Origin of the sequence: Hyphomonas sediminis (genome assembly GCF_019679475.1) — a bacterium.
GTDB lineage: Bacteria > Pseudomonadota > Alphaproteobacteria > Caulobacterales > Hyphomonadaceae > Hyphomonas > Hyphomonas sediminis.
In genome coordinates, this window is sequence record NZ_JAIEZP010000001.1 from 1,970,267 (window position 1) to 1,991,576 (window position 21,310).

The 21,310-nt window shown below is 64.0% G+C and carries 19 protein-coding genes; 8 read left to right on the top strand and 11 right to left on the bottom strand.

The annotated features are described in order from the left end of the window. The first annotated feature begins 1 nt into the window (after nt 1). The gene (locus tag K1X12_RS09900) at nt 2–199 is read left to right on the top strand and encodes a hypothetical protein (RefSeq protein WP_220987436.1); all 198 of its coding nucleotides are present in this window, start codon (nt 2–4) and stop codon (nt 197–199) included. A 26-nt stretch (nt 200–225) separates the two neighbouring features. Here K1X12_RS09900 and K1X12_RS09905 read toward each other — a convergent pair whose 3' ends face one another. After that, nucleotides 226–789 (bottom strand): LOG family protein, encoded by a 564-nt coding sequence (locus K1X12_RS09905; RefSeq protein ID WP_220987437.1) that lies wholly within the window; start codon nt 787–789, stop codon nt 226–228. Between the two features lie 154 nt (nt 790–943). Here K1X12_RS09905 and K1X12_RS09910 point away from each other — a divergent pair, with 154 nt between their 5' ends. The 3 genes from K1X12_RS09910 (at nt 944) to K1X12_RS09920 (ending at nt 4,729) form a co-directional block, all read left to right on the top strand. Continuing rightward, nucleotides 944–2,791 carry an ABCB family ABC transporter ATP-binding protein/permease gene (locus K1X12_RS09910; protein WP_220987438.1) on the top strand — a complete coding sequence of 616 codons (1,848 nt, stop codon included), beginning with the start codon at nt 944–946 and terminating at the stop codon, nt 2,789–2,791. Between the two features lie 26 nt (nt 2,792–2,817). Beyond that, nucleotides 2,818–3,750, top strand: a complete 933-nt coding sequence (locus tag K1X12_RS09915; protein ID WP_220987439.1) for a phosphatidylserine decarboxylase — start codon at nt 2,818–2,820, stop codon at nt 3,748–3,750. A 292-nt stretch (nt 3,751–4,042) separates the two neighbouring features. Continuing rightward, nucleotides 4,043–4,729 carry a hypothetical protein gene (locus K1X12_RS09920; protein WP_220987440.1) on the top strand — a complete coding sequence of 229 codons (687 nt, stop codon included), beginning with the start codon at nt 4,043–4,045 and terminating at the stop codon, nt 4,727–4,729. A gap of 209 nt (nt 4,730–4,938) precedes the next feature. Here K1X12_RS09920 and K1X12_RS09925 read toward each other — a convergent pair whose 3' ends face one another. From K1X12_RS09925 to K1X12_RS09935, 3 genes are read right to left on the bottom strand one after another with little or no spacing between them, the layout of a single operon-like run. After that, on the bottom strand, nt 4,939–5,343 hold the full coding sequence (locus tag K1X12_RS09925) for a hypothetical protein (protein WP_220987441.1): 405 nt from the start codon (nt 5,341–5,343) through the stop codon (nt 4,939–4,941). 18 nt (nt 5,344–5,361) lie between these two features. Further along, on the bottom strand, nt 5,362–6,141 hold the full coding sequence (locus K1X12_RS09930; protein WP_220987442.1) for a hypothetical protein: 780 nt from the start codon (nt 6,139–6,141) through the stop codon (nt 5,362–5,364). 17 nt (nt 6,142–6,158) lie between these two features. Further along, nucleotides 6,159–7,118 (bottom strand): hypothetical protein, encoded by a 960-nt coding sequence (locus K1X12_RS09935; protein WP_220987443.1) that lies wholly within the window; start codon nt 7,116–7,118, stop codon nt 6,159–6,161. 187 nt (nt 7,119–7,305) lie between these two features. On the opposite strand from K1X12_RS09935, the gene K1X12_RS09940 reads away from it, so the two are divergent. Continuing rightward, nucleotides 7,306–10,038 (top strand): protein kinase domain-containing protein, encoded by a 2,733-nt coding sequence (locus tag K1X12_RS09940; protein ID WP_220987444.1) that lies wholly within the window; start codon nt 7,306–7,308, stop codon nt 10,036–10,038. A gap of 74 nt (nt 10,039–10,112) precedes the next feature. Here K1X12_RS09940 and K1X12_RS09945 read toward each other — a convergent pair whose 3' ends face one another. Further along, a complete protein-coding gene (locus tag K1X12_RS09945) occupies nt 10,113–11,390 on the bottom strand; it encodes an adenosylmethionine--8-amino-7-oxononanoate transaminase (protein ID WP_220987445.1) in 1,278 nt (425 codons plus the stop codon). 108 nt (nt 11,391–11,498) lie between these two features. On the opposite strand from K1X12_RS09945, the gene K1X12_RS09950 reads away from it, so the two are divergent. From K1X12_RS09950 to K1X12_RS09960, 3 genes are all read left to right on the top strand, one after another. Next, nucleotides 11,499–12,638: an aminotransferase class I/II-fold pyridoxal phosphate-dependent enzyme gene (locus K1X12_RS09950; RefSeq protein ID WP_220987446.1), complete on the top strand. Its 1,140-nt coding sequence runs from the start codon at nt 11,499–11,501 to the stop codon at nt 12,636–12,638. Continuing rightward, nucleotides 12,620–13,300, top strand: a complete 681-nt coding sequence (bioD, locus tag K1X12_RS09955) for a dethiobiotin synthase (RefSeq protein ID WP_220987447.1) — start codon at nt 12,620–12,622, stop codon at nt 13,298–13,300. Before K1X12_RS09950 ends, bioD begins: the two co-directional genes overlap by 19 nt. Nucleotides 13,301–13,488: 188 nt before the next feature. Next, entirely contained in the window at nt 13,489–14,049 is a 561-nt protein-coding gene (locus tag K1X12_RS09960) for a TetR/AcrR family transcriptional regulator (protein ID WP_220987448.1), read from the top strand. 41 nt (nt 14,050–14,090) lie between these two features. On the opposite strand, the gene K1X12_RS09965 is transcribed toward K1X12_RS09960, so the two are convergent. The 6 genes from K1X12_RS09965 to K1X12_RS09990 all read right to left on the bottom strand — a co-directional run bounded on the left by K1X12_RS09965 (nt 14,091) and on the right by K1X12_RS09990 (nt 21,292). After that, nucleotides 14,091–15,455 (bottom strand): M20 family metallopeptidase, encoded by a 1,365-nt coding sequence (locus tag K1X12_RS09965; protein ID WP_220987449.1) that lies wholly within the window; start codon nt 15,453–15,455, stop codon nt 14,091–14,093. A 41-nt stretch (nt 15,456–15,496) separates the two neighbouring features. Further along, nucleotides 15,497–16,570, bottom strand: coding sequence for an LLM class flavin-dependent oxidoreductase (locus tag K1X12_RS09970; RefSeq protein ID WP_225907933.1), 1,074 nt, complete (start codon nt 16,568–16,570; stop codon nt 15,497–15,499). Between the two features lie 25 nt (nt 16,571–16,595). Further along, nucleotides 16,596–17,972 (bottom strand): MFS transporter, encoded by a 1,377-nt coding sequence (locus K1X12_RS09975; RefSeq protein WP_220987450.1) that lies wholly within the window; start codon nt 17,970–17,972, stop codon nt 16,596–16,598. 166 nt (nt 17,973–18,138) lie between these two features. Continuing rightward, the gene (locus K1X12_RS09980; RefSeq protein WP_220987451.1) at nt 18,139–19,392 is read right to left on the bottom strand and encodes an MFS transporter; all 1,254 of its coding nucleotides are present in this window, start codon (nt 19,390–19,392) and stop codon (nt 18,139–18,141) included. Next, the gene (locus tag K1X12_RS09985) at nt 19,389–19,901 is read right to left on the bottom strand and encodes a flavin reductase family protein (protein ID WP_220987452.1); all 513 of its coding nucleotides are present in this window, start codon (nt 19,899–19,901) and stop codon (nt 19,389–19,391) included. The genes K1X12_RS09980 and K1X12_RS09985 overlap by 4 nt, the downstream gene beginning before the upstream one ends. Nucleotides 19,902–19,918: 17 nt before the next feature. Next, a complete protein-coding gene (locus K1X12_RS09990) occupies nt 19,919–21,292 on the bottom strand; it encodes a zinc-binding metallopeptidase family protein (RefSeq protein WP_225907934.1) in 1,374 nt (457 codons plus the stop codon). Nucleotides 21,293–21,310: the final 18 nt, after the last annotated feature.

The window sequence follows — 21,310 nt, forward strand, 5'->3', positions numbered from 1 at the left end:
CATGATGTGCATGCCCCTTGATGATGCCCAGATGCTGTGCTGGCTCCGCGCCCAGCTGAAGGTACTTTCCGCCTGGCGCGAAGAACTCGTCTGCCGGAACGAGACCGACCTTGAGGCGGTCTCCCGGCTGGAAGCGCATCATCAATGGCTGAACGCCGAGCTTCACAGGCTCGACCCCGGCCTGCGCCATCATGGCTGAGGTGTGGTGGGGCGCCCGCGCGCGGCCTAGAGGTCCAGCACGACCACGCGGTCGAGCAGGGCATCGACGGCTTCGCCGGGCTCCCGGCTATGCACCATCGCCTGGCGGAAGTCCTCCGGGATAAACCCGCCCTGGATGATCTTCTCCAGAAGGTCGAAGAAGGGCGTCCAGAAGCCGTCCTCATCCAGGAACGCCATCGGCTTGGCGTGCAGCCCCAGCCGCGCCCAGGAGAGGATTTCGACCGCCTCTTCCAGCGTGCCAATCCCGCCCGGCAGCACGATGAACGCGTCCGCCTCGTCAAACATCATCTGCTTGCGGGTGTGCATGTCGTCCACGATGCGGTGTTCCACATCCTTGTAGATGCGTTCCTTCTGCAGCAGGAATTTCGGCATGATGCCCAGCACTTCGCCGGCCGATTCATGTGCCGCGCGCGCGCAGGCGCCCATCAGGCCCACGCCGCCGCCGCCATAAACCAGGCGAATGTCGCGCTTGGCCAGTTCCCGTCCCAGCTGCTCCGCAAGCCGGATATACTGCGGGTCCACAGTGTCCGAAGCGCCGCAATAGACGCAGATGGAGCGTATTTTTGTCATTCTTTTCAATCTTTCAGCTCGTTCTTTCCCTAAAGTGATAGGGCGCCTCCGGCGACTTCGCCAGACGCATTTTCAGGCCCCTATATGGGGACGATTTCCGCCTCTGCCGGGCGCCGGGTTTCACTTGGGCTCAAACAGCGCCATATGAGCCCTCATGAGCCCGCCCCATGCCGCCGTTCAGGCGCCCGAAAATCCCGACCGTATCGACAGCGCCGATGGCGGCCTGTGGAAATCCATCCTGCGCATCCTGCATCTGCTGGCCCGGCCGGAGCTGGCCAAATGGCGCCCGGTCATGGCGATCGCGGTCATCATCACGCTGGCCGCCTCCGTGTTGGAAGTCGTCTCCCCGCTGGTCATGGGCAACGCCATCAACCAGGCCGCCGGCGCGGATGGCACCGTCGCCAACTTCGCCACCGCCGCCCTGTGGCTGCTCTATGGCCTCGGCCTGCGCTTTGCCGCCGCGGCCCTGCCACAGCTGCGCGACTGGCTGTTCTCGCCCGTCAGCCAGGATGCCCAGCGCGTCGCCAGTGTGGACGCTTTCGGCCACGCCCTCGCGCTCTCCCTCGGCTTCCACCAGACGCGGCGCACCGGCGCCCTCAACCGCATCATCGAGCGCGGCGCAGGCGCCATCGATTACCTCATCCGCTTTCTCGCCTTCAATATCGGGCCGACGCTCGTGCGCCTCGTCCTCGCCTCCATTGCGCTGGGGCTGGCATACGATATCCGCCTCTCGCTCATCGCGGTCGCCACGATTGTCGTCTATGTCATCTGCACCGTGATCATCACCGAATGGCGCGTGCGCCAGCGCCGGCGGATGAACGAGGCCGACACCCATTTCCGCGCCACCTCGGTAGACATCCTCACAAACTTCGAAACCGTGAAGTCCTTCGCCGCCGAAACGCGCGAAACCCGCCGCTTCGATGGCGCCATGGGCGAATATAACCGCCACTATGTCGAAACCACGCGCAGCATGTACCTGCTCAACGCCGTTCAGGCGCTGGTGATGAATGCTGGCCTGCTCGCCGTCATGCTGCTCTCGGCCTGGAACGTCATCCAGGGCACGATGAAGATCGGCGACCTTACCGGCGTCATGCTGATGCTGCTCTCGCTCTATGCCCCGCTGAACATCCTCGGCTGGGCCTGGCGGGAGATCAAGCAGGGCGCGGTCGATCTGGAAAAGCTCCACGGCCTTATGGCCATGGTGCCCGAAGTGCGCGACGCGCCCGGCGCCACGGTGCTGGAGCGCCCGCAGGGCCGCGTCACCTTCGAAGAGGTCGCCTTCAGCCATGAGGGCCGCGCCGTCGGCGTTTCCGGCATCAGCTTCGATGTCGCCCCCGGCCGCAAGGTCGCCTTCGTCGGCACGTCCGGCGCGGGCAAGTCCACGCTGCTGAAACTGCTTTTCCGCTTCTATGATGTGGATACCGGCACAGTCCGCGTCGATGGGCATGATGTGCGCGGTCTCACGCAGGAATCCCTGCGCGCCTCGCTCGGCCTTGTCCCGCAGGATGTGGTTCTCTTCAACGATACGCTGCGCGCCAATATCGCCTATGCCCGGCCCGGGGCGAACGAGGCGGAGCTGCGCGACGCCGCCCGCCGGGCCCAGCTTCTGCCCTTTATCGAGGCGCTACCCGAGGGCTGGAACACGCGCGTGGGCGAGCGGGGCCTGAAACTGTCCGGTGGCGAGAAACAGCGCGTCGGCATCGCCCGCGTCATCCTCGCCAATCCCGCCATCCTGGTGCTGGACGAGGCCACCAGCGCCCTCGACAGTGCCACCGAGGCCGCCGTTCAGGGCGCCCTGGATGAAGCCTCCGCCGGGCGCACCACGCTGATGGTCGCCCACCGGCTTTCTACGGTGATTTCGGCAGATGAGATCATCGTTCTGGAGGCTGGCCGCGTTGTGGAAAGGGGAACGCATGAGGCCCTGCTGGCAAAAGGCGGCAAATATGCTGATATGTGGGATCGACAGGCGCATCGCGCCGAACCGGCTGAAGTTCTCAGCTGAAACAGAATGTTAGAGGAGGCGAGCCGATGAGCGAAGAAGCCGAACGCCAGTCGCTGCCCTGGATGAAGACCGTATTCGACTGGGAGGCCGTCGCCGCTGCGGCTGGTGCCTTCCTGGCCGCCCTCCTGCTGGGCTGGATCTGGGACCCGCTGTTCTGGGTCGGCTTTGCCGCCATGGTCATCGCGCTCGCTGCCGGGCGCTGGGCCAAACGCACCCCGCCAGACCTCGCCTATGGCGTCGTGGCCCCGTGCGATGGCGTCGTCGTCTCGGTCGGCTATGGGGATGCCCCCGCCGCCCTCCGCCTGAAGGGCGAAAGCCTCGTGCGCGTGCGCATCGCGTCCTCGCCGGTCTCCTCGAACAAACTTTACGCGCCGATGGCCGGCGGAGTCGAAATCGTCTCGCTCCAGCAGGGCGAACCCGGTCAGCCCATCGCCAACCGCCCGGATGAAGAGGGCCTCACCCGCGCTTACGTCACCTTCGAAAGCCAGGGCGAACAGGCCGGAATCGTCCTCACCACGGGCGGCCTCGGGCCCCGCATCGAACTCGCGGTCGATCACGGCGATGTCGTCCGCCTCGGGCGCAGCTTCGGCACGCGCCGCCTCGGCGGCTGGTGCGACGTTTACCTGCCCGCAGACATCCGCACCCATGTCTGGGCCGGCCAGACGCTGACAGGCGGCGAAACCGTCATCGCCCATTTCCGCTCCTCCGTGGCGGAAGACTTTGAAGACGCCGACGCCGTCTATTCCGGCGCCGCTGCGCCCCAGCCCACCCGTCCGGAGCCTGCCGTCGCCGACACCGTCAGCGCGGAAGAGGGGGCCGAAGAGGTCGCCGAAGACGCCGTCGATGAATTCTTCGACGACGACTATCCCGAGCCCGACGAAGTCTCCGCCCCCGAAGACCCCGCCGCCATCTTCGCCCGCCTCCGCGAAGCCGCCCGCAAACACGGCGAAGGCGACTGACCTTTCAACCCCTCGGCTCCGTCATCCCGGTTTCGCTGCAAGCGAAGACCGGGACCCAGCCTTCCTCACCGCCCTTGGATCCCGGACATTTGCTCCGCAAATTCCGGGATGACGCTCCAAAGCCATACCCCCACGAAGCTCATCCTGAGCGAAGTCGAAGGATAGAGCGGGCTCCCCCAACCAAGCCCCCTATCCCCCACCCACCCGCAAAAAACCCGAAATCCCTCAACCCCTTACGCGGGCCCGCCCCAAACTTATCCCCGCCCCAAAGACCCATGCTAACCTCCAAGGCATGGACACGCCCCCTCAGCCTACGGAAGACGACGCCATCGACGCCCTGCTGGAGCAGGCCCGCCAGTTCGTCCTTGGTCTGATCCTCTACATCGACGGCATCTTCGCGCGTCTGAATGGCGCGCCCCTCAGCGAGCGCCTTGCGCGCCACCTGATGCGCCACGCGCTGATCCCGGCTGAGATCGCCCTGCGCCGCGCCATCTTCATCCTTGCCGCAGACCTGCCGCCACAGCCCATGCCCACGCGCAAGCCGCCCGCCAAAGCCCCGTCGCGCCCATCCCAGTCCCGCGAAGCGCCCGCCGCCAAACCGCCCGGCTTCCGCATGGCCGAGCCCGCCAAACGCAAAGCCAGCGGCTATGCTTCTGCCTCCCAGCTCCCCCGCATCAGCTTTCCGGGTGACGCCTCAGACCTGCGCGCGCCAACCTCCTGGCCGCGCCCTGTCGCCGAAACCTTCGCCCGCCGCCTCAGCGCGCTCCACGTCGCGTTCGACAACGCGCTCCCATTGGCAAAGCGCTGGGCCAGACGCATGGCCAGTCGCTTGGCCAGGCGCCTCGCCCGCAAGGGGGCCGCAAAACTCCTGCCGGCCACCGCGCCGCGCCTGCCCAAATCCGTGCCCGAAGAAGCCCGCGACCTCATCCGGGAACTGACGGACTTCGCCCATCAAGGCTTCGCCCTTAACTCGTCCTGACGCGATCCCAAAAACGCCGAAACGCCCGCCTCCCAGCCCTGCTGGCGAGGATGCGGGCGCTTGTCGTCATGCAAAAGGCGCAGAAAGTGCCCGCGAGTCCTCAGGAAGCCTCAAAATGACACTCCCCGTTCCCGAAAAGGCTCAAACAGGCACGCTTCGATGCCCCGTGAACAGAAAGGCATTTGTCCACGGGGCCCGATGCAGGACCGTCAGGGGACCGCGGTCCGCATGATGGCCATGTATTCCTGAAACACCGCGTCATCGGTTCGGGCCATGAACCGCATCATCGCGTCCTGTTCCTTTTCCGCCGCCGCCGCAAACCGTTTGGCGAGCTTTGGCTGCTTCGACATGATCTTCCCGAAATCGCCGGATCTCTGGTGCTTCTGCACCTCCTTCGACAGTTTCGAGATCACCTTTGCCTGTTCCCGCAATTTGCCTTTCTTGCGCTTCAGGTCTTTCTCGGTGGTGATCGAGTCGAGCAGATCGGCCTGGCGTTCAGATGCCTGTATCAGGCGCTCCACCGTGCCTTTTGCCCCGCCGCCGGAACACGCCGTCAGCAGGAATGACGCCATCAGGACAAGGATGAATGTTGCCGAAATACGTGCCAGCGTCATGCCGGGCCTCCTTTCTGCCTAGTCTTCGAGGCTGATGAATTCGAACTGGCGTTCGTCACTATAGCGACCGCTATAGATGCCGTAGTCGAGGATCTTCCCCTGGATCACCAGCCCATCGCTGCGCCGCTGAATGCCGGTCAGCTGCACCCGTGTGTCGATGTCCACCTGCCGGCTTGAATGCTCCAGAATCTCCTGCGCCCGGCTCACATCCACCGGCCAGAAGAACGCCTTCGCCATATTGTCGAGCTGCAGGCTCACGCGTTCCTTGCCGTTGAAACTGACCTGATTTCCGGGCGAAAACGCCGTCAGATAATAGCCGCCCCGGCTGGAATCATACTGGCTGATCTGCGAGTTGAGCCGCACCTGCAGGAAGCCGACACCCTCCGTGGACGCATAGATATCCGCCAGCCGCGCCGTCTCCGCTTCCAGCTTCTGTGCCTTGCTGAACTCGTCGGCATACCGCACCTCGTAGACCTCGCCGGCCCACTCGCCCAGCGGCGGCTGCCGGTCGGTCAGCCGGTAGGCCAGCAGCGTCATCTGGAAGTCGTCCGGATAGGCCAGTGTTGCGGTCCCGAAGGGGCTCGGCGCTGCGGCCTCGGCCTTGGCGGCTTTCTTGTCCGCCTTGCCGCTGTCCCTGGCAGGCGCGGGGGCGGAGGAGGGGGAGGCGCCCCCCTCCGTGACGGCTACTGGCGTTGCCGCCCCGCCGCCATCTCCGCCTTCCGCGCCCGGTCCCCCACACCCAGCCAGAAGCAACACGCCCGCCAGCGCCACCATCGCCGGACCGCGAAATCTGGTCATCATCCCACTGCCCATGATCAGAGCTCCACCTGCGCGCCCTGAGCCTTCTCCAGCTCATCGGCGCGGCGCTTGTTCTCGATCTCCAGCAGGTCGTTCTGGAAGGCCTCGCCATACTCAAACAGGCCGGTCTGATCCATCATCCCGATACTGAGTTCCTCCACCACATCCGGATTGGACCGGAACGTGCGCACCATCGCGGTGATCGAGACGCCACAGCCATTGGTCCAGCTCTGGGACTCGTCGCCCCGACCGCTCACGCCATTGCCGCATTGGTGCAGCATCGGATGGGCCTCGCTCAGCACATTGCCTTCAGAATCCGTCACCCAATGGTATTCGTTGACATAGCCGTAATAGTTCGCGTCGCGGCCTTCATAGCTTTGATGCGGGCCATATTTCTCGGTCAACGCGGCGAGCACGGCGGCCTTGGCCGGCATCTCGCCTTCCTTCCAGTTCTGGGTGCGCCACACGCCCTGAACCGTCTGCTTGCCCGGCACGCCCGGCGTCGCCAGCGTGATCTTCTCGGAGATGAAGTCCCATTGCCGGTTGCCCGCGCCGCATTTCTGCATCGCGTCATAGCTGCCATAGCTGCACTCCGTGTTGTCGCCCGCCTGCGAGATCACCCTCTGCCGTTCGAGGCGCAGCGTGCCGGTGTTCAGATTGCGCGTGTTGAAGAACTCATTCTCATAGGTCACCAGCCCGTCCGGCATCTGGCAGGCCAGCGCATTCTCTGCTTCGGCCAGCGTCATGCCCAGCTTGAAGCCGGCGATGTCCGGGCCGGTCAGCGTCTTGTTGATCTTGGCCGGGCATTTCACCTTTTTCGCCTTGCCGCCTTCATCGTTTGAGGTTGCCGCCGGGGAGGCGGCCTCCGGGCCGGCATAGCCATTTTCATCATACGCATCATTGTCGCCGCCCCCGCACGCGCTGAGCGCGAGCACAGAGGAAAGGGCAACGGCGAAACCGAAGCTTTGGAGTTTCATGTGGGGTGCCTTTCAATCTGCCGTCCGGCCCTTCAGGGCCTGTCCGGGAATCGATGAGATTCATTTGCAGAGTGAGACGCAGCCGGGCATTAATCTTCACGGAGACATCACGGAATTCTAACGCCGCATCTGATCCTTGATATTTCAAGGGTTTCAGCGGCCCGGCGGACGGGGTCCAGGGCGAGATATGGACGGCACAAGAAGTGAAGAGGCAATCCTCTACCGCTACCGCTTCGGCGCGGCGGAGTTCGATGAGGCAAGCTTTGAGCTGAAAGTCGGCGGCCTCGCGGTCGAGCTGGAGCGTCGCCCGCTCGAAGTCCTCGCCCTGCTGCTGCGCCATGCGGGGGAAGTCGTCACCAAGGAAGAGCTGCTGGAAACCGTCTGGCAGGGCCGTATCACGGTGGAGAATGTGCTGGCCAATGCGGTGGCAAAGCTGCGCAAGGGCCTTGGCGAAACGCTGGCAGACCAGATCCGCACGCAGGCCCGCATCGGCTACCGGCTGACGGCCCCGGTCGAGCGCGTCGCCTCAGGCCGCCGTCTGGTGAACACGCTGGAACTGAAGGCCGGCCAGCCCGTGCCCGAGCGCAGCCACTTCATCCTGCGTGAGCAGCTTTCCGGAACGCGCGGCAGCGAGGTCTGGCTCGCCCGCCATGAGAAGACCGGCGAAGCCCGCGTCTACAAGTTCAGCCCGGATGGCGCCCGCCTCGCCTCGCTAAAGCGGGAGGCAACGCTCGCCCGCGTCCTGCGCGAAAGCCTCGGCGAGCGGGACGATATCGCCCGCGTTATCGACTGGAATTTTGAAACCGCGCCCTTCTTCCTCGAATGCGAATATGGCGGGGAAAACCTGTTCGTCTGGGCCGGGCAGGAAGACCGCCTTGCCGCCATGCTCCCGGAAGACCGGCTCCAGCTTGCCCTTCAGGCGGTCGATGTGGTTGCCGCCGCGCATGAGGCCGGCGTCCTCCACAAGGACCTGAAACCGGCAAACTTCCTCGTCGCCCCCCGCAAAGGCGGGGAAGGCTGGCAGGTGCGGATTGCAGACTTCGGCGCCGGCGGCCTGCTGGATCAGGGCCGCCTCGATGATCTCGGCATCACGCCCATGGGTATGACGGTGGAAGAGGGCGGCGGCTCCAGCTCCAGCCTCGGCACGCCGCTCTATATCGCGCCGGAGATCATCTCCGGCCAGTCGCCCTCGGCGCGCAGCGATGTCTATGCCCTTGGCGTGATGCTCTACCAGATCCTCGCGGGCAGCATGAAGAAGCCGCTCGCCACCGGCTGGGAAACGGACATTCCAGACCCGCTGCTTCAGGCCGATATCGCCGAGGCAACCCATGGCGACCCGGCCCGGCGCATCGCGTCGGCAGGCGCCCTCGCCAGCCGCCTGCGCGCGCTTGACGTTCGCCGCGCCGAGCGGGAACAGGCACAGCGCCTTGCCGCCGAAGCGGAGATTGCGCGGGCAGAGCTGGAAAAGGTGAAAACCCGCCGCCCCTGGGTCGCGGCCACCTTCGCTGCGCTGGTCATCGGCTTCGGCGCCAGCCTCTGGCTTTACACGCAGGCCGCCAGTGCGCGCGCGGCGGCAGAAACCGAAGCGGCCCGCGCCGAGGCGACCGGCGGCTTCCTCCGGGACCTGCTGGTCAATGCCGATCCTTATCGGCCCGGCGGGGCAGGCGATGTCACCGTCCGCGCCGCTTTGGACAAGGCGTCGGAAGGCATCGCCGAGCGCTTTGCAGGCGATCCGGCCACCGAAGCCTCCATTCAGGAAACGGCGGGTGAGATTTATTCCAGCCTTGCCGCCTATGACGCCGCCTCAGCCCATAAGAGCCGCGCGGCGGATCTCTTCACCGCGCTCTACGGCGCCAATGATGTACGTACCCTGATTGCCCGCTACCGGCAGGCCGAAGCCCTGTCGAATGCGTCAAAGCTGGAAGAGGCGGCAGCAATCCTCGATGAAGCCGACCGGCGCGCCGCGCCCTTGCTGCCGGGTAGTTCCCTGCTGGCCTTTGCGGCGACGCAAACGCGTGGGCGCTATTTTCTCGTGCAGGCGGATATGGAAAACGCCACGCCGCTGCTCGAAGGGGCGGTTCGCCTGCTGCCCGAAGCGATGCCGGATAATCCGGAGGCGAGTTACCGCCTGAAGATGGATCTCGCGCAGGTCTACAGCCGCGTCAGCCGCCATGAAGAGGCGATCGCCCTGCTGGCAGACCTTCAGTCGCCCGCCTATGCCGAGGCAGGCGTCAGCCAGGCCGTGCGCGCACGGGCGCTTATGTTCTATGGCGCTTCGCTGTTCTATGATGCCCGCTATGAAGAGGCAGAACCCGTCCTGAAGGATGCCATCACGGCGCTGACCGAAGTGTTCGGCGCGGAGTCTTCTCAGGTGGTTGAGGCGCAGAACACACTGGCAAACCTCTACGCTACCTCCGGCAATTGGGAACCGGCCCTGCCGCTGGTGACCGAAGTGCGCCAGAAGATGTGCGCCCTGCATGGCGAAGGCCATCTCACCTGCCTGATGACGATGGGCAATGAAGCCGTGTTCCAGTGGTTTCTGGGCGACGCGCCGGGCGCGGTCGCCAATCTGGAGCCGGTGGTCGAAACCTTCCGTACCCAGCTTGGCCCGGATTCGCCCGCCGTGCATGTGCTTGCCTACTATCTGGCGATGGCGAAGCTGGAGGTTGGCGGCGCCGATGAAGCCATGGCGCTCGCCCAGCCGCTGGACGCGGGCAAGCTCGCCGCCGGCAGCCCGGGCGATGACTGGCAGCTGCGCATCGACGGCCTCAAGGGCATGGCCCTGATCGGTCAGGGGCAGTGCGCCGAGGGCCTCGCCCTCCTTCAGCCTGCGGTCAAATCCATGCAGGCGGGCGGCATGCAGCCCTGGATCTTGGAAGACTACGAAAACGCATTGAAAGCCGCGCCCTGCGGCGGGTGAAATTTGCGAAATTCCCGAACCGCTCATCCTGAGCGAAGTCGAAGGACGAGCCGGGGCGCGCGCCGGACCGCTGGTTATCCGATCTCGGAAATGCCGGCGCTGGCGAATTTCAGGATCGCGCCGGTCAGGCGGGCCAGGTCGTCCTCTCCGATCCCGTAGGCGGGGGAGAGGTAGACCGTCCGGCCAAGCGGGCGGATGAAGGTGCCCTGGTCGATGAACCATTTGCGGGCCGCCTCCAGCGGGAAGCTCTCGGCCATCTCCACAGCGGTGACCGCGCCCAGTACGCGGACATCGGCCACGCTCTCCAGATCCTTCGCCGGGGCGAGGGCGGCGGTCAGGCTCGCTTCGAGTTTCTTGACGCGCTTGAGCAGGCTGCCATCGGCAAAAAGGTCGAGCCCAGCATTGGCAACGGCGCAGGCGATGGCGTGGCCGGTGTAAGTTGGTCCGTGCATCAGGGCGTGGTCCGGATTGTCCGAATGGAACGCCGAATAGACACGGGCTGACGCGATTGTGCCTGCAAGTGGCGTTATTCCGCCCGTAATTGCCTTGCCAAGACACATAATGTCCGGCGTGACGCCGGCGCGATTGGCGGCAAACATCTCGCCCGTGCGCCCGAAGCCGGTGAAAATCTCGTCGAAGATCAGCAGCACGCCTGCCTGATCGCACAGGCGCCGCAACGTTTTCAGCACCTGCGGAGAATGCATTCGCATCCCCCCGGCGCCCTGGATCATCGGCTCGATCAGCACGCCGGCGATCTTCTTGTCGCTGGCCAGCAGGGTCTCCAGCGCCCGGATCTGGTCGCGTGCTTCGGGCAGGGCCACCACATATTGTTCCTGCAGCGCGCCGCGGAACATGTGGTGCATTCCTTCGTCCGGATCACAGACCGACATCGTCGCCAGCGTGTCGCCATGATAGCCGCCGAGGAAGGAGACGAACTTGGTCCGGCGTTCCCCGCTTGTGTTGCGGAAATACTGGATGGCGATCTTCATCGCCACTTCCACAGCCACAGACCCCGACTCGGTAAAGAAGGTCCGCGTCAGGTCGCCCGGTGTCACCTGCGCCAGCCGGCTCGCCAGCCGGTAGACCGGCTCATGCGCCAGGCCGCCGAGCATGATGTGGGGTATCCTGGCCATCTGGTCCCGGGCGGCATCGAGCAGCTCGGCCCGGTTGTAGCCATGGACGCTGGTCCACCAGCTGCCGACACCATCGACGAGTTCGCGCCCATCCGCCAAGTAAAGGCGGGAGCCATCGGTGCGGGTGATGGCAACCGGGGCGGGCACAGTCCGCATCTGGGCGTAGGGCAGCCAGATATGGGCCAGGCCTTCGGTGAACCAGTCTTTCGGGTCTGCCATGATCAGCCATCCTAAAAGGTTCATTGCTGCGGGCAATCGCCGCTTGGCATGGCCCGCGTGCATCCCCTAGGACAGGCGCGGCAGAACGGCCAGAGGATTGTAAGACTGATGACGTCTTTGGAACGACTGAAGGCCTTTGCGGCGGACAAGTTGGAGCGGCTGGAAACAACCGGGCAGCGCCGATCGCTCGTGGAAACCGCGCGGGAAGCGGGCGGGCGGGCCGATCGGGCGGGGCGGCGGGTGATTTCCTTCTGCGACAATGACTACCTGTCGCTGTCCCATGACGCCCGCGTCACGGAAGCGGCGGCGGAGGCGGCGCGGGACTTTGGGGCGGGCAGTGGCGGATCGCGGCTGATTACGGGGAATCATCCGCTGAACAGCGTGCTGGAGGCGCGGCTGGCGGCCCTGAAGGGCACCGAGGGCGCGCGGGTGTTCGGCTCCGGCTTCCTGGCAAATCTTGGGACGATTCCGGCGCTGGTGGGCAAGGGCGACACGATCGTAATGGACGAGCTGGCGCATGCCTGCATGCATGCCGGGGCGCGTCTTTCGGGTGCCGAAGTGCGCCTTTTTGCGCACAATCAGGTACAAGATGCGGCAAATCAGGTACGATCTGCATCAGGTCAGGTCCTTTTGCTCACCGAGACCGTTTTTTCGATGGATGGGGACGTTGCCCCGCTCGCCGAACTTGGCGCGCTGGCTGAGGAGGCCGGCGCCTGGCTGATGACGGACGATGCCCACGGCTTCGGTGTGGTCCACCCGGAAAACCCTGCCCAGATCCAGATGGGCACCCTTTCCAAGGCGGTCGGCGGATATGGCGGATATGTCTGCGGCCCGGCCGAGCTGATGGACCTGCTCAACAGCCGGGCGCGCAGCCTTGTGTACACGACCGGCCTGCCGCCGGCGGTGCTGGCCGCCGCGATTGCCGCGCTGGACGTGATCGCCGCGGAACCGGAACGCAGGGAACGGGCGCTGGCGAATGCGGCGCTGTTCTGCGAGCTGATGGAATTGCCGGCGCCGACAAGCGTGATCGTGCCGATCATCATCGGGCCGGAAGCCGAGGCGATGCGGATTTCCGCTGAGCTGCTGGCGCGCGGATACCTCGTCACGGCGATCCGGCCACCGACGGTGCCTGCGGGCACAGCGCGCCTGCGCGTGACCTTTGCCACCGGGCATGAGGAAGGCGACATCCACGCCTTTGCCGGCGCGCTCAGGGAAATCATGGAGCCTGCATGCGCGGCTATTTCGTAACCGCCACCGGAACCGATATCGGCAAGACCTATGTGAGCGCGGGCCTGCTGGCGGCCTGGCGGGCGCAGGGACTTTCGGTGGACGCAACCAAGCCGCTGATGAGCGGGTTTGCTGAAGACGCTTTGGAACAGTCCGACGCCGGACGATTGCTGACAGCGATGGGGCGGAAGGTGACGCCTGCGTCAGTTTCGGAAATCTGCCTTCACCGGCTGGCCCCGCCGATTGCGCCGAATGTGGCGATGCGACGGGCCGGGATTGTGCAGGATTATGCGGAGATCAAAGGCTTCGTCGAGCGGCGCCTTTCTGCGCCGAAAGACTTTCATCTGGTAGAGGGCGCAGGCGGCGTGATGTCGCCGCTGACAGATGATTCGCTGCAGATCGATCTGATGGCAGACCTGCAATTGCCCATTATTCTTGTCTCTGCACCGTATCTCGGCTCCATAAGTCACACGCTGACTGCAATCGATGCGTTACGCATAAGAGGGTTGCAGATCGTTGCGCTGGTGATTTCTGAGGTTGTTTCAGATTCTGAAAATAACTCGGACAGGTTGCTGGAATTCATTCAAGAGATCAATCGATTCAGGGATGTACCCCTATTTCCGGTAGGGCATGGAGAAGGGGTAAATTCTCTGGTCCTGTCTATCTTGCAACAGAGCGCCTGATTTGGCTTCGCGTTAGGGTTTGAGAAACCACTTAATTCGCTTATAGTCTACGTAGTTTCCCTTAATGACCGGGTACGTTGGGGAAGCCACTTACGCCGTGATTAACCAAATCATCTGGAGAAGATCCGATGGCGGATGACGACCCATATAGACATGAAAGGCGATCCCAGAAGGATCGCAGCGAGAGCATGCAGAAGCGCGTTCTGGATGCTACGCTCAAATGCATCGGCGAGCGCGGATACCATGGCGTATCCCTGCAGGACATTGCCGATGAGGCCGGCGTTTCGCGCGGCGCGATCACGCACCACTATATCAGCAAGATGGAACTGGTCTCTTCGGCGATCAGCCATTTCGTCCAGTGGCGCTATGTGAAGCTGCAGGAAGCGTTTGAAGGACGAGCCGGACTAAGCCTGCAGGAGCGGCTCGATGTGCTCTGGGACGAGTTCCAGAAAATCTTCCCGATCGCGTTCGAGCTGATCGTGGCGCTCCGCTCTGACAAGGACCTGCTGGCGCTTTACAAACGGCAATCGAAAGGCGGCGTGGACGACATCACGCTTGGCTATGACGGCTTTTTTCCTGAGCTCGTGAATGCCGGCATTCCCCGCGTCGTCATCTCGGTGATGATGGCATTCTATCGCGGCGCCTATCTGGAGAGCGTGGCGCGTGACCCTGCATATGTTGCCGAAATGAAGCGCACGTTCGACGACATGCTGATGAGCTATATGCAGGTGCATCGAAAGGCAGCCTGATCCCTCAGGGTCCTCAACTGGCCGGGCCAGTCCTGGCCAGGCTAATCAAACGGATTGTCGCCATAGACAGTCTTCCCGGCCAGGGCTTTCACGTCCCCCTCAGCCCGGCCACAGACCGCAAGTGCCGTCAGCGCGTACATCAGCGTGCACTTGAAGAAGTCTTCCGGCGTGGGACGCCAGCGAACAGGACCGAAGGTCACCGCCGGCACCCGGTGCATGTTGAAGACATTGTGATCGCGCCACATGCTTGAATAGACCGGCTTTGCAATCTCCACCGGCGTGTCCAGAACGGACTGGACGGCGATGTCGATGCCGGTGACGAGCGGGGCAACCTCTTCATCATCGGCTTCATAGCCGTGGCTGACATTCACCGGCTCTACCTCGAACTCAAGGCCCGGCAGGGAGCGCATGACCGCCTCCAGCTCATGCAGCACCTGGGCGGCTTTCTGCTTCGGGCTGAGATCGCAGCTGACATAGATGGCGGCGACTTCCGTGCCGCCGCTATAGGGGAAGCCGGCCTGGACACTGCTGATCGTGGCCTTGGGAAGGGAGGAGCCGCCCTTGGCGTGATAGGCATTCAGTTTTTCATAATCGAGCGACCAGGCGTGGAGCGCCTCGATGACCGGGCCGAGCTTGTAGATGGGGCTGGGATGGTCTGCCGTTGCCCTGGGCGCCTTCAGGAGCGGGCGGAAGATCGATTCTCCATAGATGCGTATGCGGAACATGGCGCCGCCGCAGCCGAGCCAGGTGACGCCGAAATCCGTGCCTTCTGCCGCGATGGCAAAATCGGGCGCGACGCCGCCATGATGGAACATGTAATGGGCACCGATTTCCTTGCCCATATAGTCGATGCCGCCGCGTTCCTCGATTGGCTCTGGCCCGCATTCGCCGGGGCAGGCGGTGAGATACATGCGGCCAGAGAGCTCGTATCCGGCTTTTTTCAGCGCCTTGGCGGCCATGAGCATGCAGCTCATCGGGCCGCGATCATTGGCGACGGCATAGCCATAGAACTTGCCATCTTCGAGCCAGCACTCTTTCCATTCGCGGTTTACGGTTCCGGATGGACGTTTCGTCTTCTCACGGACCACCGGGTCGGCTGGTTCACTTTCCGTATCAAGGTGCGCCGTGAAGAGAAGGTTCTTGCCGGGGCCATGACCGCCGAAAGAGCCGATGACATTCTGGCGATGAGGCACAGCGCCCACGGAGAGCGGGCGGAAGCCTTCGCGCGACATCCATTCATGGACGAAAGCGGACGCCTCCGCCTCTCCGGTTGACGGGCTGTAGATATTCGACAGGTCGAGGACAAGTTTTGTCAGCTCCTCGATGTCGATAGCATCGGAGATGGCTTTGACATCCTCCGGGGAGATGCCCGCACCGATCGCTGTTTCCAGCAGCCCGTCAGCCATGGGGTTTCCCTCTCCCTTATCCGTTATCTGATTATGTGATGTCAGGCAGGTTCATGGCTGTCTGCCGGGAACTGCTTGCGCAGGCCAGGCAGGATGTCTCCGAACATTTCCAGGCCGGTCTTGTAGTCCGGGAAGATCAACATCACGCCGTCTAGCTCCGCAGACTCGACATATGCTTCGATCTTTTCGCGGCAGGTTTCCGGCGAGCCCATGACCGTATGGTTCTGGCTGGCGCCCATCTTGCGGGCCGCGGCGGCGAGATTTTCCGGCGCGATGCCCCAGCTTCTCATCTGAGCCATGATGGCGCCGAGGTCTGCGCCATCTTCGAAGCGCTGGACCATGGCTTCGGCCTTGGTGTCGGTATCGGCATGAACGACGGTGCACATGGAGCAGACCTTGATCGTCTTGCCTTTCTCGGCAGCGATCTGGCGCGCGCGGCGGCTGAAATTGCGGCGCTCTTCCAAACTGCGCCCGCCGATGAAGCAGGCATCGGCATGGGTGGTGGAGAAGTCAAACCCGCGATCGGATTGGCCGGCGGCGATCAGATCGGGACGCGGCTTCGACAGCGGCTTGGGATCGGACTGGCAGTCGTCCATATCGAAGAAGCGGCCCTTGAAGGTGACGCTCGGCTCCGCCCAGAGGCGCTTGATGATCGTGATCCATTCTTCCGTAAGCTGATAACGGTCGGCATGGGTGAGGGTGTCGTCCCAGGCGCCCATCTGGGAGAATTCCTCGCGGTAGGCACCGGCAACGATGTTGAGGCCCGCGCGGCCCTTGGAGATATGGTCCAGCGTGGTGACCATCTTGGCGACGACGGCGGGATTGGAGAGCAGGGCGTGCATGGTGGCCCAGACTTTCACATTCCTGGTGACCTCGGCGAGACCGGCCATCATCGTCATGGATTCCATCGAGGTGGACCAGTGATTGGTCTCGCCGCCGAAGCCGCGGAACTTCGACATCGACATGATGAAATCGAGGCCGATCCTGTCCGCGATGATCGCGGCTTCGCGGTTGGTTTCGTAGAGCCCGTCCAGCGTGGGCGTGTTCCTGGAGATGATCCAGCCACCATTGGCGATGGGCAGGAAAACACCGAACATTTTATGATTGGGCATCATGGCTGGAAGACTCCACAGGGTTTGATCAGGCGGTGGTTTTGGCGATGGCGGGGGCCGGCTCGAGGCGCGGGGCCTCCTCTTCGGGGGGCGCGTCCGCGGCGTCTTTGCGGGGCGCGCGCATCGAGACAACGCCGACCCAGACGATGGCGGTGATCGCCGAGAGGATGAGGAACATCAGGACGAAGTTGCCGGTAAGATCGCGGATGACGCCGCCGATTGTCGGGCCGAGCGCAGAGGCGGCGCCGACGAGGCACATGGTGGAGAAAAGCTCCAGATTATGGCGCTGGCCGAAATAGTTGATCAGGAGGACCGTGCAGGCCAGGCCCGTGATGCCGAAGCCGATGCCTGTGCCGACGGCGTAGATGAGCAGGATGCCGTGGGAGTTGGACGTGGCGAGGACGAGGCAGCCGACCGACAGCATGGCGAGGGAGACGATCATCAGCTTGCGCGGATCGATCCGCTCACCGAGGAAACCGCCGCCGACCCGGGCGAGCACGGCGATTAAGGCTTCGAGGCTGAGCATGGCGGCGGCCACTTCGCTGGAGACGCCGCGCTCGACAAGGTGGCCGACCGAGAGGCTGGTGACGGTGACGAGCGCCATGAGCTGGGCGAAATAGGCCGAGACGATGATGTAGAATTGCGGGGTGCGGGTGGCTTCCTTCACCGTCCAGTCGACCGTGGTGACGAACACATTGCTGCGCCTGGCGGGCTGGGGGGCGGGTGTGGCGGGGGCCTCGCCGGGCTCGATCTTCTTCTCGATGGCGTTTTCGACCAGCTCACGCTCGGCAGGCTGGGAGAAGCGGCGGTCGAGGCCGATGATCAGGCCAGCGGCGATGCTCATCGTCAGCAGGAGGATCGACTGGTAGACCCAGTAATCGCGCCAGGTGTTGCCATCCACCGAGAGGGCGGCGAGCACCATCCAGGGGCCGACGACATTGCCGAAGCCGCCAAGGGTGAAATAGAGGCCGAGGGCGGTGGACTTGTTCTTGAAGTGGCGGCTGACCACGAAGGTGGCGGGGATGGCGCCGAGCATCTGGTAGGCGACGCCGCAGATGGCGGCAGCGATGAAATACTGGAGCAGGCCGTTGACGGCGCTCATCGTGTAGAGGCCGATGGCCATCGCGACGCCGCCGATGAACAGCGCCTGGCGCACGCCGAGCTTGCGGATGACCAGCGTGGGAAAGAGGGACGAGCCGCCACAGGCCGCGCCGAGAATGGTGAAGCCGAGGCCGGCCTGCGACCAGCTCCACTCCAGATCACCCAGCATATGCGGCAGGGCAACGCCGAGGGAGGAGAAGGTGGCCGCGCCGATCAGAAGGTCGAGCGCGCTCAGCGTCAGCAGGTGGCCGCCTGCCATGGGAGGGACCGTGCGAACCGATTTGAAGATTCCGGAATTCAGCATCTGACTCTCTGTTTGCTCTCAGGCGACGTTATGGGGATTGGAGACGGAGATCGCGGGGGTGGGGCTCAAAATCTGACATTTCAGACAAAATGTCAGAAACTGGGTCAGCTTTGACGAAGGGTGCCTGCTAATTGACCAGAGGTTGAGCATCGGGGCCGGTTGCCTTTCAGGCGGCAGTCATGGGGCGACGGGTGAAAAGGAAGATGGCGAGGGCAGTGAAGCCCGCCGCCAGGGCACCGGAGAGCGCCAGCGGCAGGCGATAGCCCATCATGTCGAGGACGGTGCCGGTGGCAAGGGCCCCAAGCGCGGGCGCGCCGCGCATCAGGGCGCCCCAGAGGCTGAGCACGCGGCCCGATACCGATTCTTCCGTATCCAGAACCATGACGAGCTGGGATGTGGCGGCGCTGATGCACATGAAGAAGCCAAGCACGGTGGCCGCGAGCGTGGCCCAGATGATGTCCGGCGTGGCGGCAAAGCCGATCAGCGAGAGGCAGGCGGCGAGCGAAGACCAGAAGAACATCATGGCTGGGCGCGAAGGCGCGTTCAGCGTGACGATGACAGCGCCGACAACAGCGCCTGCGCCGACGCCCATGATGAGATAGGAATAATCCTGCACATTGCCGCCGAAGAGACGGTCTGCGAAGGCGGGCATCAGCTCGTAAACCGGGCGGATGAGGAAGGCGGTGGCGGCGAAGATGACCAGGACTGGCGTGACGACCGGATGGTTGGACGCGGCCTGGAAGCCCGACCAGAGCTGGCGCAGGAAAGGCTGGCGACTGCCCGCGCCGGAGGTGGTGTTGAGGCCGGTGAGGCTGAGCACGGCGGCGATCATCACGAGCGCGACGACGGCGTTGATCCAGAAGATGGAGGCAGGGCCGGGCCAGATGACCAGCGGGCCGGCGAGCGCGGGACCGAGGAAGCGGGTGACGTTGACCGAGATGGCGGTCATCGACATGCCGGTGGGCAGGCAGTCGCGGGGCGTTGCGTCGCGCTGCAGCAGCGTGCGCGCCGATTCCTGCAGGGCAGCGAGAATGCCGCCTGCCGCCGTGAGGCCGACGAGGAGCAGCGGGCTGGAGAGGCCGAGAAAGACGACAGCCCCGGTGACGACGGAGACGACAAGGGCGGCGGACTGGCAGATGAGCACGATCCGCTTACGGTCTATCCTGTCTGACAGGACGCCGCCGAGCGGGCCGAAGAACAGGCCGGGCAACAGCTCGGCACTCGCAAGCAGGCCGAGCCAGGCCGTGGAGCCGGTCAGTTCCCACATGATCCAGCCGAGCGCGATGCGCTGCATCCACTGGCTGGCCATGACAGCGGCAGAGGCCAGGAAGAGGTTCCGGTAGGCAATATCCGACATGACGCGGACCAGCGCGGCTGTTCCAGTCTGGTGGGGGGCATTTGCCTTTTCAGGAGGGCTCATGAGCGCCCTGCGGGTTCAGTCTCACGCCCTGTCAGGCACCAGATGTTGCCGCGATGATAGGCGAGCGGGGCCGCCTCCCTGTCCGAGCCGAGCTGGAGCACGCGCCCGACGACGATTTCATGGTCGCCGCCATCATGGATGGCGTAGACTTCGCAATCGAACCAGGCGACGGAGCCGGAGAGGACCGGCGCGCCGGTGGACTCGGTTGTATACTGAACATCGCGGAAGCGGTCGTCCGAGCTTTTCGAGGCGAAGCGGCGCACGACATCCATATGCGCTTCAGACAGCACGTTGACGGCGAAGAAGCCCGCCTCGCGGATGGCTTCGAGCGAGCGGCTGGCCCGGTCGAGGCAGACGAGCAGCAGCGGCGGCGCCTGCGAGACGGCGGAGAAGGCGTTGACGGCCGTGCCGGCGATCTTGCCGCCGGATGTGGTGGTGACCACGGTGACGCCCGTGAGGAAGCCACCCATGGCTTCGCGCCAGAGCGTAGCGTCGATGGGAGTGGACATGGACCTGTCTCCTTTCCTCAACCGAAGGGATTATCGCCGTAGACCGGCTTCTTGCGGGCGGCTTCTTCTTCACTGTCTGCCTTGCCGCAAAGGGCGAGGGCGGTCAGGGCATATATAAGCGCGCTTTTGGCAAGATCATCGGGCGTTGGGCGCCAGCGTTTGAAGCCTGTGGTGATGGCGGGCACGCGGTTCATGTTGAACACGTTATGATCGCGCCACATGGACGAATAGACCGGGGCGGCACGCTCGACCGGCTTACCCAGCGTGAGGCGGGTGGCGACATCCACCGCGCTGACCAGCGGGGAGACGCGGGCGGCATCCGCCTCGAAGCCATGGCGGACGACGACAGGCTCGATATCGAACTCGCCGATATTGGCCGCGCGCAGGTATTTCTCGAGGTCGCGGTGGACCGGGCCAATCTCCTGGTTGGGCGCAAGGCCGACTTCCAGATAGATGGCGCAGACTTCCGTGCCCGCGCCGAAGACATGAGGCACGCCGCCGCGTACCGCCGATAGCTGGACCTTCGGGAAGGCGGAGCCGCCTTCGGATTCGTAACGGCTTTCGGCTTCGTATTTCAGGCTCCAGTCGAGGATCGGCTGGATGGCCGAGCCCATCCGGTAAATCGGGTTGGGATGCTGGGAAGCGAGCCTGGGCGAATTCAGCAGGGGCGTGAAGATCGCCTCACCATAGAGCCGTATACGGAAGACGATGTAGCCACAGCCAATCCATGTGAGGCCATAATCGCAGCCTTCTGCGGCGATGGCGTAATCCGGCGAGACGCCGCCATGATTGAAGACGTAATGCGTGCCGATTTCCTTGCCCATGAAATCCACGCCGCGCGCCTCTTCAATCGGCTCCGGGCCGATTTCGCCGGGAGAGGCCGTGAGATAGAGGCGGCCGGAGAGATCGAACCCGCATTTCTTCAGGGCCTTGGCCGCGAAGAGAAAGCAGGTCATCGGGCCGCGATCATTGGCGATGGGATAGCCGTGGAAGGCGCCGTCTTCCAGCCAGCATTCATTCCATTCGCGCACTTCGAGCGTTTCCGGGCGGAACTTGTAAGCGTCCTCGTCCGGGTTCCAGGTGGGGCTCTCGGTATCGAGGTGGGCGGTGTAAAGCAGGCTTTTGCCATCGCCCTTGCCGCCATAGGTGGCGATCACATTGGGGCGTTCGGGCGTGGCGCCGACCTTGCGGGGGCGGAAGCCTTCCTTTGCCAGCCATTGATAGACATATTCCGCCGCCTGAGCTTCGCCCCGTGCAGGGCTCGGGATGTTGCCCAGCTCAAGGGCGACTTTCGTCATCTCCTCCTTGTCGATGGCGGCGGCAAGCGCAGCGGCGTCTTCTTCCGAGACGGCGTAGTTCGCCTCGGGCAGATTCTTGAAGATGTTACTCATCGGGACACTTTCTTGTTT

Bases quoted from the DNA above. Each gene is read 5' to 3' on its own strand.
- K1X12_RS09900 (WP_220987436.1), top strand. From the start codon at position 2: ATGATGTGCATGCCCCTTGATGATGCCCAGATGCTGTGCTGGCTCCGC.
- K1X12_RS09905 (WP_220987437.1), bottom strand. From the start codon at position 789: ATGACAAAAATACGCTCCATCTGCGTCTATTGCGGCGCTTCGGACACT.
- K1X12_RS09910 (WP_220987438.1), top strand. From the start codon at position 944: ATGAGCCCGCCCCATGCCGCCGTTCAGGCGCCCGAAAATCCCGACCGT.
- K1X12_RS09915 (WP_220987439.1), top strand. From the start codon at position 2,818: ATGAGCGAAGAAGCCGAACGCCAGTCGCTGCCCTGGATGAAGACCGTA.
- K1X12_RS09920 (WP_220987440.1), top strand. From the start codon at position 4,043: ATGGACACGCCCCCTCAGCCTACGGAAGACGACGCCATCGACGCCCTG.
- K1X12_RS09925 (WP_220987441.1), bottom strand. From the start codon at position 5,343: ATGACGCTGGCACGTATTTCGGCAACATTCATCCTTGTCCTGATGGCG.
- K1X12_RS09930 (WP_220987442.1), bottom strand. From the start codon at position 6,141: ATGACCAGATTTCGCGGTCCGGCGATGGTGGCGCTGGCGGGCGTGTTG.
- K1X12_RS09935 (WP_220987443.1), bottom strand. From the start codon at position 7,118: ATGAAACTCCAAAGCTTCGGTTTCGCCGTTGCCCTTTCCTCTGTGCTC.
- K1X12_RS09940 (WP_220987444.1), top strand. From the start codon at position 7,306: ATGGACGGCACAAGAAGTGAAGAGGCAATCCTCTACCGCTACCGCTTC.
- K1X12_RS09945 (WP_220987445.1), bottom strand. From the start codon at position 11,390: ATGGCAGACCCGAAAGACTGGTTCACCGAAGGCCTGGCCCATATCTGG.
- K1X12_RS09950 (WP_220987446.1), top strand. From the start codon at position 11,499: ATGACGTCTTTGGAACGACTGAAGGCCTTTGCGGCGGACAAGTTGGAG.
- bioD (WP_220987447.1), top strand. From the start codon at position 12,620: ATGCGCGGCTATTTCGTAACCGCCACCGGAACCGATATCGGCAAGACC.
- K1X12_RS09960 (WP_220987448.1), top strand. From the start codon at position 13,489: ATGCAGAAGCGCGTTCTGGATGCTACGCTCAAATGCATCGGCGAGCGC.
- K1X12_RS09965 (WP_220987449.1), bottom strand. From the start codon at position 15,455: ATGGCTGACGGGCTGCTGGAAACAGCGATCGGTGCGGGCATCTCCCCG.
- K1X12_RS09970 (WP_225907933.1), bottom strand. From the start codon at position 16,570: ATGATGCCCAATCATAAAATGTTCGGTGTTTTCCTGCCCATCGCCAAT.
- K1X12_RS09975 (WP_220987450.1), bottom strand. From the start codon at position 17,972: ATGCTGAATTCCGGAATCTTCAAATCGGTTCGCACGGTCCCTCCCATG.
- K1X12_RS09980 (WP_220987451.1), bottom strand. From the start codon at position 19,392: ATGAGCCCTCCTGAAAAGGCAAATGCCCCCCACCAGACTGGAACAGCC.
- K1X12_RS09985 (WP_220987452.1), bottom strand. From the start codon at position 19,901: ATGTCCACTCCCATCGACGCTACGCTCTGGCGCGAAGCCATGGGTGGC.
- K1X12_RS09990 (WP_225907934.1), bottom strand. From the start codon at position 21,292: ATGAGTAACATCTTCAAGAATCTGCCCGAGGCGAACTACGCCGTCTCG.